Here is a 1,518-nt window from a genome sequence, read left to right on the forward strand (position 1 = left end):
ATGTTTGGCATGGTTCCTAGCCAGTTGTGAGTCGATTAGTTATTGTAAAATACTCTGCTACTTTTGCAAGAGGTCTATTGAATAACAGCATCTACAGTAAATGGGTTAAGTCCCCCGCTGAAATGATTTAGTACTAAACCACATATGACCTTCACGTCCTTTTGCTTTAAATTTAACAAAGTAGCTCTATCGTAAGTTTGTGATTCATGTAATTTGATTACAATGCCATGCATTGTTGCTTGCTTAGCATCTTCAAGTAGTTCCCAATCGTTTTGTTTTACCTGCACGTCTAAAAAATCACATAGCTGATCAACGGTATTGAAATCAATCCCAACTCGCACTAGGATAGCCATGAATTGATTCGTATTGCTTCTACCGTTGCCCCTCATCCAGAGTTATCATTAGAGACTTACTCCTCAAATGATGGGTCAGTACGGCGTAATTTTCTTAATAAAGCAGGCCAAGCGATATCGCCATTCGCGCCTTTGGTCACTTGCTCTGATGCAGCTTGGATACCGGCCAATATTTGTGCCGGTATCGGCGTCAATGCAGCGCCCCCACTCTGCGCTTTGATTTGGATCTCGCAGGATTTTTGTAGAATATACATATTTAAAAAAGCATCAGCGACCGTATGCGCACAAGTTAGTAGCCCGTGATTACGCAAAATCATGGAATTAGCACCGCCCAAGTCAGCGACCAGACGAACTTTTTCTTCCGGGTTTAAAGCAACGCCTTCGTAATCATGGTACGCCAAATTAGATAATGGGAATAATGACTGCTGTGAGATGGGCAATAATCCTTGCTCTTGCGCTGAGACCGCCACGCCATCGCTAGTATGCAGATGGATCACGCAATGGGCGTCATCTCGAGCTTCATGTACGGCACTATGAATGATAAATCCTGCTGGATTAACATCGAACTCGGATAGCATTACTTTTTCGCCCGCTTTATTAACTTTTACCAAACTGGAGGCAGTGATCTCTTCAAACAACATACCGTAAGGATTAATCAAAAATTCATCGTCTGTATCTGGGACACGCGCGGAGATATGTGTGAATACCAGATCATCCCAACCGTAAGAAGCAACCATGCGGTAACAAGCTGCCAGATTTACGCGCATCTGCCACTTTTGGTCGCTCACATTGTGCTGTACACTCGATGTTGGATTAGTTTTTATAGTCGTTTGCATCGTATAGTCCTTTATTGTTTAGATATCACGAATGTTTACTTTACACCATTTTATAAAGTCAAATCTGTCAAAAACATGACACTTATGAATATCAATAATTATTTAAATAACGACTCATGGTTTAGTCAACTACATCAGGACTGAGCTATGCTAGAGGAACCGTAGAAGTAAACTTGGAAGTTTTAGTTATACAACCTGACGGTAGAATCCAGTATGTACTAGCCCGTTTCATCATTGCCACAGCCAATCAGTATGAGCTATGCTGAAGAAACCGTAGAGATAAACTTGGTAAACTAAGCATATTCACAGGAGTTTACCATGACCAAGAA

General features: G+C 41.4%; 2 protein-coding genes. Both read right to left on the minus strand.

The features are described from left to right. Positions 1-74: 74 nt before the first annotated feature. A complete protein-coding gene (locus JMX48_RS13940) occupies positions 75-353 on the minus strand; it encodes a DUF6282 family protein (RefSeq protein ID WP_201538768.1) in 279 nt (92 codons plus the stop codon). Positions 354-409: 56 nt separating this feature from the next. Continuing rightward, positions 410-1,189 (minus strand): class II aldolase/adducin family protein, encoded by a 780-nt coding sequence (locus tag JMX48_RS13945; RefSeq protein WP_201538769.1) that lies wholly within the window; start codon positions 1,187-1,189, stop codon positions 410-412. Positions 1,190-1,518 lie beyond the last annotated feature (329 nt).

Source organism: Psychrobacter immobilis (assembly GCF_904846225.1).
GTDB lineage: Bacteria > Pseudomonadota > Gammaproteobacteria > Pseudomonadales > Moraxellaceae > Psychrobacter > Psychrobacter immobilis_F.